Source organism: Kitasatospora sp. NPDC057512 (assembly GCF_042802135.1).
GTDB lineage: Bacteria > Actinomycetota > Actinomycetes > Streptomycetales > Streptomycetaceae > Kitasatospora.
The window spans coordinates 1-7,795 of record NZ_JBHVET010000385.1; the positions used below are offsets into that span (position 1 = coordinate 1).

General features: G+C 74.9%; 7 protein-coding genes. 2 read left to right on the plus strand and 5 right to left on the minus strand.

What is annotated here, in order from left to right:
* Positions 1–815: sulfurtransferase (locus tag ACFU6K_RS23565; RefSeq protein WP_380666062.1), on the minus strand; the 815-nt coding region annotated here is incomplete at its 3' end.
* Positions 816–1,066: 251 nt separating this feature from the next.
* Here ACFU6K_RS23565 and ACFU6K_RS23570 point away from each other — a divergent pair.
* Positions 1,067–1,810: a VOC family protein gene (locus tag ACFU6K_RS23570; protein WP_380666068.1), complete on the plus strand. Its 744-nt coding sequence runs from the start codon at positions 1,067–1,069 to the stop codon at positions 1,808–1,810.
* Positions 1,811–1,820: 10 nt separating this feature from the next.
* Here ACFU6K_RS23570 and ACFU6K_RS23575 read toward each other — a convergent pair whose 3' ends face one another.
* The 4 genes from ACFU6K_RS23575 to ACFU6K_RS23590 all read right to left on the minus strand — a co-directional run bounded on the left by ACFU6K_RS23575 (position 1,821) and on the right by ACFU6K_RS23590 (position 7,278).
* Complete coding sequence (locus ACFU6K_RS23575; RefSeq protein WP_049653322.1) at positions 1,821–2,477, minus strand: thymidine kinase; 657 nt, start codon at positions 2,475–2,477, stop codon at positions 1,821–1,823.
* Positions 2,478–2,538: 61 nt separating this feature from the next.
* Positions 2,539–3,726: an alkaline phosphatase family protein gene (locus ACFU6K_RS23580; RefSeq protein ID WP_049653320.1), complete on the minus strand. Its 1,188-nt coding sequence runs from the start codon at positions 3,724–3,726 to the stop codon at positions 2,539–2,541.
* A 44-nt stretch (positions 3,727–3,770) separates the two neighbouring features.
* Positions 3,771–4,370: a DUF5998 family protein gene (locus tag ACFU6K_RS23585; protein WP_049653318.1), complete on the minus strand. Its 600-nt coding sequence runs from the start codon at positions 4,368–4,370 to the stop codon at positions 3,771–3,773.
* 91 nt (positions 4,371–4,461) lie between these two features.
* On the minus strand, positions 4,462–7,278 hold the full coding sequence (locus ACFU6K_RS23590) for a GNAT family N-acetyltransferase (RefSeq protein WP_380666065.1): 2,817 nt from the start codon (positions 7,276–7,278) through the stop codon (positions 4,462–4,464).
* A gap of 227 nt (positions 7,279–7,505) precedes the next feature.
* On the opposite strand from ACFU6K_RS23590, the gene ACFU6K_RS23595 reads away from it, so the two are divergent.
* On the plus strand, positions 7,506–7,787 hold the full coding sequence (locus ACFU6K_RS23595; RefSeq protein ID WP_360355341.1) for an HPr family phosphocarrier protein: 282 nt from the start codon (positions 7,506–7,508) through the stop codon (positions 7,785–7,787).
* Positions 7,788–7,795 lie beyond the last annotated feature (8 nt).

Sequence of the window (7,795 nt, forward strand, 5' to 3'; positions counted from 1 at the left end):
CCCGGGTACAGCGTGGCCGGCAGGCCCGCCACCTCCAGCGCCAGGATCTGGTGCGCCGCCGTCACGCCCGAACCGCAGTACACCGCGGTCTCCCGCTTCCCCGCACCCAGCTCACGGAACCGGGCCGCCAGCTCGGCGGCCGGCCGGAACCGGCCGTCCGGGCCCACGTTCCCGGCCGTTGGCGCCGAGACCGCGCCCGGAACGTGCCCGGCCCGCGGGTCCACCGGCTCGGTCTCGCCCCGGTAGCGCTCCCCGGACCGGGCGTCCAGCAGCAGGCCGCGGCGGGCCCAGGCCGCGGCGCCGTCCCCGTCCACCGTCGGCAGCTGCCCCGGCACCGGCTTGAAGTCGCCCTCCCCGGGCTCCGGCAGCTCGGCCGTCACCGGCAGCCCCGCCGCCTGCCAGGCCGCGAAGCCGCCGTCCAGCACCCGGACGTCCCGGTGCCCGGCCCAGCGCAGCAGCCACCAGGCCCGGGCCGCCGCCATCGAGGCCGCGCCGTCGTACACCACGACCGGGCGCCCCGCGCTCACCCCGAAGCGGCGCATCGCCGCGCCGAACTCCTCCGGATCCGGCAGCGGGTGGCGCCCGCCCCGGCCGGGAGCGCCGGGCGGGGCCGCCAGGTCCCGGTCCAGCTCCACGAAGTGGGCGCCGGGCAGGTGACCGGCCCGGTACTCCTCGGCCGCGGTCGGGCCGCCCGGCGCGGCACCGACCAGCTGGTAGCGGACGTCCAGCAGCACCGGCGGCAGCGCGGAGGCCAGCGCCTCCCGCAGCCCGGCCGCGGAGATCAGCGGGGAACCGTCGTTGTAGGTGGTGGTCATGGCGGCCATTGTCGCGCAGCGCCGCCCCGGCGGCGGGTCTTCGGGATCCCGGCCGCCCCGGACCCGGCGGGATCCGACGCGGATCCGACGGGAATCCGCGGGACACGCCCGACCCGTCGCTCTTTGTGGGGTCTTTTGCCGGACTTTCCGCGCGGCCCGAGGGTTGGGCGCCCGCCAGGGTGGAAGCATCACCCTCGCGCGCGAGGATTTCCGTGCGCCAACCACCGACGAGGAGGCCCGCATTGCCCGCGGTGGAACTCCGACTGGCCCAGGGCACGCCCTGCTGGGTCAGCCTGCTGACCGACGACCTGCCCGGCGCCCGCGCGTTCTACGGCGCCCTGCTCGGCTGGACGTACGCGCCCGGGCCCGGCCAGCTCGGCGACTACGTCCGGGCCGAGCTCGACGGGGCACCGGTGGCCGGCCTCGGCGTCTCCACCGCCACCGGCTTCCCGGTGCAGTGGACCACCTACTTCGCCGTGGACGACGCCGACCGCACCGCCCAGCTGGTCCGCGAGTGCGGCGGAACCGTCGCCGTCGGGCCGCTCCAGGCCGAGCGCGCCGGGCGGATGGCCATCGCCGCCGACGTCTCCGGCGCGGTCTTCGGCCTCTGGCAGGGCGAGGAGCACCTCGGTCGGGAGGCCGGCCGCGAACCGGGCGCCCCGGCCTGGGCCGAACTGCTCACCCCCGACGCGGAGGGCGCCGCCGGCTTCTACTCCACCGTCCTCGACCGCCCGGTCCGCTCCGGCCCGGAGGAGACCGCACTGCTGGTGGACGGGCGGCCGGTCGCCGGCATCCGGCACCGCGCCGAGCTGCGCGGCCACCCGCCGCGCTGGCGCACCCACTTCGTGGTCCGCGACGCCGCGCTGACCGCCCGGCACGCGCTCGGACTCGGCGGCCGGGTCCTGGTCGAACCGCACGACACCGCCCGCGGCCGCGCCGCCCGGCTGGCCGACCCGCAGGGCGGGCACTTCTCCGTCCTGGAGGTGCTTCCCTAGGGCCTGGCTCTCAGGCCTGCTGCTCCTCGAAGGGCAGCACGTCCGGGGAGAGCACCGAGGCGTGCGCCGTCGCGGCGGTCAGCCGGCGGCGGTGGTGGCGGCGGCACAGCACCTCGTAGCCGACCTCGTCCCGGTCCACCGAGATGTCGCCGACCACCACCTGGGCGCCCTCGACCACCATCACCCCGCCGACCGTCCGGGCGTTGTGGGTGGCCCGCGCGCCGCACCAGCAGAGCGCCTCGACCTGGAGCACCTCCACCCGGTCGGCCAGCTCGATCAGCCGCTGCGAGCCCGGGAACAGCCGGGTGCGGAAGTCGGTGGTGATCCCGAAGGTGTAGACGTCGATGTCCAGTTCGTCCACCACCCGGGCCAGCTGGTCGACCTGCTCGGCGGCGAAGAACTGGGCCTCGTCGCAGATCAGGTAGTCCACCCGGCCGCCGGCCGAGAGCCGGTGCACCACGTGCGCGTGGAAGTCGAAGTCGTCCGTCACCTCGACCGCGTCGGCGCGCAGGCCCAGCCGGCTGGAGATCGTCGCCGCGCCCGCCCGGTCGTTGCGGGTGAGGATCACGCCCTGCCGGCCGCGCGCGGTGTGGTTGTGGTCCATCTGCAGCGCCAGCGTCGACTTGCCGCAGTCCATCGTGCCCGAGAAGAACACCAGTTCAGCCATGGGTGGAGCAAGGGCCTTTCACATCAAGGGAATTCGGGCACAGAAGAGTCGATCGAGCGACTCAGCCGCGGACTTCGAGCAGCGGCACGAACTGCTCGACCGGGGTCATCGAGCCGTGCAGACCGATCATCGCGGACTCGCCGGGCTCGTTGCGGGAGGCGGTGATCGCGATGTCGTCGCGCGCCGCGGCGACCACGTCGCCGATCCGCGCGTACACCCGCTCGTCCACGGCCGGACCGAACCAGCCCGCCGCGATCGCCTGGTCCCGGGTGGCCACCCACATCCGGTCGCCCAGCACCTCGCTCCAGACCGCGTGCACGTCGGCCGCGGCCCCCGGCACCGCGTACACGTGCCGGGCCCGGCCCTCGCCGCCGAGCAGGGCGACGCCGGCGCCCAGCTCCCAGTCCTCGTCGAAGTCGATCCGGTCCTCCGGCGCGATGTCGATCATGCCGTGGTCGGCCGTCACGTACATCGCCGAACGCGGCGGCAGCTGCGCGGCCAGCCGACGGGCCAGGCGGTCCACCGCGTCCAGCGTCATCCGCCACTCGTCCGAGTCCACGCCGAAGCGGTGGCCCGCGCCGTCCAGCTCGCTGACGTAGGTGTACACCAGCGCCCGGTCGTGCTCGGCCAGCCAGGAGGCCGCCAGGTCCATCCGCTCCTCGCCCGTGGTGCGGCCGAGGAAGGTGCCGCCGGACAGCGCCACCCTGGTCAGCGGGGTCTGGGCGAACAGCGGGGAGGAGACCTGCGCGGTCGCCACCCCGGCCTGGTGGGTGCGCTCGAAGACCGTCGGGTACGGCTGCCAGGCGTGCGGCTCGGTCGGCGGCTGCCAGCGCAGCTGGTTCATCAGGTAGCCGGCGCCCGGCACCGCCACCGTGTACCCGGCCAGGCCGTGCAGGCCCGGCGGCGTACCGGTGCCGACCGAGGCCAGCGAGGTCGCCGTGGTGGACGGGAAGCCCGCGGTCAGCGGACGGCCGCTGCCCCCCATCGAGCTCCCGGCCAGCGAGGACAGGAACGGCGCGTACTCGGGGTGGCGCAGCAGCAGCTCCCAGCCCAGGCCGTCCACCAGGAACACCACCACCCGGTCCGCCGGGGCGATCGGGAGCGTCGCGGTGAACCCGGGGACGCCCAGCCCCGCCGCCACCGAGGGCAGCAGGTCGCACAGCGAACCGCTGCCGTACGGGGGCGCGGGGGCCGTGGCCGGGTCAAGGATCTCGAAGGCGTCGTAGCCGTCGGCAGGAACGAAGGACATGAAACCGGATTCGTAGCGGTGCGGTCGGTCGGAAGCGGCGGAACTCAGACCCGCGGGCCGGTGCTGATCGTCGCGTCGGACAGCGCCCGGGCGAACACCAGCGCCTGGGACACCGTCTCCGGGCCGTCGCCGGCCTCGCTCACCCGCAGGGAGAGGTCGTCGGCCGTGGCCGAGCCGGTGTAGCCGTGGTCGGCCTCGCAGTTCGGGTCCGAGCAGCCGGCCGGCTCCAGGTCCAGGCGCTGCACCGCGCCCCAGCCGATCGTCAGCACCACCTCGCGCGGCAGGGTGCCCGGGGTGTACGTCTCCGGGTTCGCCACCATCCGGCTCACCACCACCGAACCGATCCGGTCCAGCCGGACGCTCTCCGTCGACGTCGTCGCGAACGGCACCGCCGGGCTGCCCTCGGCCCCGGACTGCTCGTCCGTGTGGCTCACCACGAACCGGGTCGGGGTGAGCACCAGCACCGTGACGTGCCGGCGCACCTCGTTGGCGTCGAAGGTCGTCTCCTGGTGCACCAGGTAGGAGCTGATCGGCTCCGGGCCCACCGCGGACTCGACCGCCTCGGACACCAGGGCCGGGTAGTAGCCGCTGCGCTCGATAGCCGAGCGCAGGTCCTGAGTGGTGGTGGTACCGGTCTTCGCCATATCTCCATCCTGGCATGGTCCGCCGACGAAGCGGGCGGCACGGCGCCGAGCTTCGGACAACAGCGCCCGGGCAGGGCGCAACCAAGGAAGGTTACAGCGTGCTCATCGCGCGCGGGCCCAGATCGCTGCGGACCGGCAGCGGCGCCACCCGCACCCGCGCCCCCAGGATCGCCAGTCCGTGCGGGGCCACGACCACCGGTTCGAGATCCACCGAGGCGATCTCCGGTACGTCGTCCACCAGCTGCGACACCCGCAGCAGCAGCTCCTCCAGCGCGTCGGTGTCCACCGCCTCGGCGCCGCGCCAGCCGAACAGCAGCGGCGCCGCCCGCACCTCCCGGATCAGCCCGGCGACGTCCTGGTCGGTGGCCGGAACCAGTCGGTGCGCGGTGTCGCCCAGCAGTTCGGCCGGGGCGCCGGCCAGGCCGAAGGAGAGGATCGCGCCGACCGCCGGGTCCACCGTGGCGGCGATCACGGTGTCCACGCCTCGCGGTGCCATCCGCTGGACCACCAGCTCGGCCTGGGCGGCGCCGCCGAGCAGCGCGTCCAGCTCGCGGTGGGCGCGGCGCAGGCCCGCCTCGTCGGTCAGGTCCAGCCGGACGCTGCCCAGGTCGGGGCGGTGGCGCAGGTGCGGGGCGGTCGCCTTGAGGGCCACCGGGTAGCCGAGCGCCGCGGCGGCCGCGGCGGCGGTCTCCTCGTCCGGGGCCGGTCGCACCGGCGAGACGTCGATCCCGTAGCGGGCCAGCAGTTCCTGCGCCTCGGTCTCGGACAGGGTGATCCGGGCGCCGCCGGGCTGGGTGCGCGCGGCCACCGCGGCCCGGGTGCTCAGCGCCGCCTCCACCAGCCGGCGGGCGCCGGGCTCGTCGATCCGGTCCAGCTCGGGGACGCGTGCCGTCTCCTCCGCCGCGGCCGTGCGGCGGCGCCACTGCGCGTAGTGCACGGCGTGGGCGAGGGCGTGCACGGCCCGCTCGGGCGCCGCGTACGCGGGGATGCCGCCGGGGCGCAGCCGGACCGGCAGGTCGGTCAGCGCCAGGTGGGTGAGCAGCAGCGGCTTGCCCAGCTCCCGGGCGCGGCCTCCGGCTTCGAGCAGCGCGGCGGCGATCTCCGGGTCGTCCGAGCCCATCGCGGGGTCGTCCTCACCGGTCAGCCGGCCGCCCATGAAGGCGTGGGCGGAGGTGCCGATCGGCGGGATGGCGACGGCGATCACCGCGTCCACGGCCGGGTCGGCGAGCGCGACGTCCAGGGCGATCCGGAAGTTCTCGCCGGTCGCGGCGGTGGTGAGGTCGACGGGCGTGCACGGGCGCAGGCCGGCGCTGAGCAGGGCGTCGTAGGTGAGCAGGCCGAGCGAGTCGGAGTTGCCGACCACCGCGACCCGGTTCCCCGGCGGCAGCGGCTGCTGGGCCAGCAGCTCGCCGGTGTCGTACAGCTCGGTGATGGTCGACACCCGGATGACGCCCGCCTGCTCGAACAGCGCGTCCACGGTGGCGTCGCGCAGGCCGGTGGCGGTGGCGGGGACGGCGTGGCCGGGCGGCAGGCTGCCGGTGTGCCGGGCGCCCTTGACCACCACGACCGGCTTGACGGCGGCCAGCCGGCGGGCGATCCGGGTGAACTTGCGCGGGTTGCCGAAGGACTCCAGGTACAGCAGCACCACCTGGGTGGCCTCGTCCTCGGCCCAGTACTGGAGGAAGTCGTTGCCGGAGACGTCGGAGCGGTTGCCGACCGAGGCGAAGGAGGAGACGCCGAGGCCGCGCTTGTGGGCGGCCTCCAGCAGGGCCACGCCGATCGCGCCGGACTGGCAGAAGATCCCGAAGCCGCCGCGGCCGGGCAGGCGCGGGGCGAGCGAGGCGTTCAGCGGGCGCTCGGGGTCGGTGTTGATCAGGCCGAAGGCGTTCGGGCCGATCACCCGCATGCCGGCCGCGCGGGCCTGGCGGACCAGCGCGCGCTGCCGGTCCCGGCCCTCCGGGCCGGTCTCCGCGTAGCCCGCGGTGACCACCACCAGGCCCTGCACCCCGTGGGCGCCGCACTCGGCGACGGCGGCCGGGACGGCGCCCTCGGGGACGGCGATCACCGCGAGGTCCACCGGCCCGGGAATGTCCAGAATCGAACGGTGGACCGGGACGCCGTCCAGCTCGGTGCCGGGCGCGGCGTTGCGGTTCACCGCATACACCGGGCGGTCGGCCGGGGCCTCGTCCCCCAGCAGGTCGCGCAGGATGGCCCGGCCGACGGTCTGCGGGGTGCGGGAGACCCCGATCACCGCCACCGAGCGCGGGGTGAGCAGGCGCTGCACCGAGCGCGCCTCGGCGCGGTGCTCGCGGGCGCGCATCACGGCGAGCGAGCGGTCGGTCTGCTCCAGGTCGAACTCCAGGTGCACCACGCCGTCGGCGAAGCTGCGGTGCTGGGTGTAGCCGGCGTCGGTGAAGACCTTCACCATCTTCCGGTTCTCCGGCAGCACTTCGGCCTGGAAGCGGCGGATGCCGCGCTCCTGCGCGACCGCCGCGATGTGCTCCAGCAGGGCGGAGGCCACGCCGCGGCCCTGGTGGGCGTCCTGCACCAGGAAGGCCACCTCGGCGTCGGTGCCGGTCTCGGAGGGGCGGCCCTCGGCGTCGATCCGGTCGTACCGGACGGTGGCGATGAAGCGGTCCCGGACCACCACCGCGAGGCCCACCCGGTTCACGAAGTCGTGGTGGGTGAAGCGGCGGACGTCCTTGTCGGAGAGCCGCGGATAGGGGGCGAAGAACCGGAAGTACTTGGACTGGTCCGACACCTGCCCGTAGAACTCCACGAGCCGTCCGGCGTCGTCGGGGGTGATCGGCCGGATCCGGGCCGTACCTCCGTCACGCAGCAGGATGTCCGCTTCCCAGTGCTGCGGATAGTCGGGTTGCGCGGGGTTCGCCACCGCGGGGTCTTCCACATTCGTCAGGTTATCCGGCGGCGGGCCGAATGGCGCCGGGCGCGTGCTCACGGCAGGGTGGACAGGGCCGTCGACCGGGGTTTATGCCCCGAAAAGAAACAATCACAAGTCCTGAACGCTGCGGTTCCCAGGGGCCGCCTGCGTGCAACACTGGTCTAGACAACATGGCCGTTTCCCCCCGCTCACCGAGCACGGCCGTGACCAGCTTCACCGGAAAGGCACGTCTCATGGCTGAGCGCCGCGTCACCATCGGTTGGGCCGAGGGCCTGCACGCCCGTCCCGCCTCCGTCTTCGTCCGGGCCGTCACGGCCACCGGCGTGCCGATCACCATCGCCAAGCCGGGCGGCAACCCGGTCAACGCCGCCTCCATGCTCGGCCTCCTCGCCCTGGGCGCCCAGGGCGGCGACGAGGTCATCCTCGCCTCCGACGCCGAGAACGCCGACGACGCGCTCGACCGCCTCGCCAAGCTCGTCTCCGAGGGCCTCGACGAGCTCCCCGCCGCGGCCTGAGCCCACGC

Coding starts and splice junctions, on each gene's coding strand:
- ACFU6K_RS23575 (WP_049653322.1), bottom strand. CDS start 2,477: ATGGCTGAACTGGTGTTCTTCTCGGGCACGATGGACTGCGGCAAGTCG.
- ACFU6K_RS23580 (WP_049653320.1), bottom strand. CDS start 3,726: ATGTCCTTCGTTCCTGCCGACGGCTACGACGCCTTCGAGATCCTTGAC.
- ACFU6K_RS23585 (WP_049653318.1), bottom strand. CDS start 4,370: ATGGCGAAGACCGGTACCACCACCACTCAGGACCTGCGCTCGGCTATC.
- ACFU6K_RS23595 (WP_360355341.1), top strand. CDS start 7,506: ATGGCTGAGCGCCGCGTCACCATCGGTTGGGCCGAGGGCCTGCACGCC.